We start from the raw sequence: 439 nt of genomic DNA on the forward strand, positions 1-439 counted from the left end.
GGCTTCATGTTCTGCCACGGGCACACTTAATGTCTGGGCAATAAAGTTGCGGTAGGGCAACATCGTGGGCAGTGTTTTGGCATTGCCCCGTAGTATCTGGGCAATTTCCGCTAAAATCAGCTCCAGTGTCAGATGGTCACTGACCAGATGGTGGAAACGTAAAGCCAGCAGCCATTCATTCTGTCGCGGATCGTGGGCGATATCGGCAGCAAAGAGAGGGGCGCGGTTCAGATTGATCCGGTGCTGACGCGGATCAGTGTGAGCCTGTAACTGCGCCGGAATATCGCCTGTCGTGGCCGGGATGAATTCATGGATAGCCAGCGTTGCCTGACGCCAGACCACCTGCACCGGCTGTTCCAGTTTTTGCCAATAAACCGCTGTACGCAGGATATCATGGCGGTTGATAACCTGTTGCAAGGCATTCAGGAAGCTATCGAGA

Annotated in this window: 1 protein-coding gene; it reads right to left on the reverse strand. The window is 54.0% G+C overall.

Features of this window, described 5'->3' with window-relative positions; translation table 11 throughout:
* The coding region (locus tag AAY47_RS19780) for a condensation domain-containing protein (protein ID WP_047772099.1) at positions 1–439 on the reverse strand (439 nt) is incomplete at both ends.

The organism is Xenorhabdus griffiniae, from assembly GCF_001028135.1.
Taxonomy (GTDB): Bacteria; Pseudomonadota; Gammaproteobacteria; order Enterobacterales; family Enterobacteriaceae; genus Xenorhabdus; species Xenorhabdus bakwenae.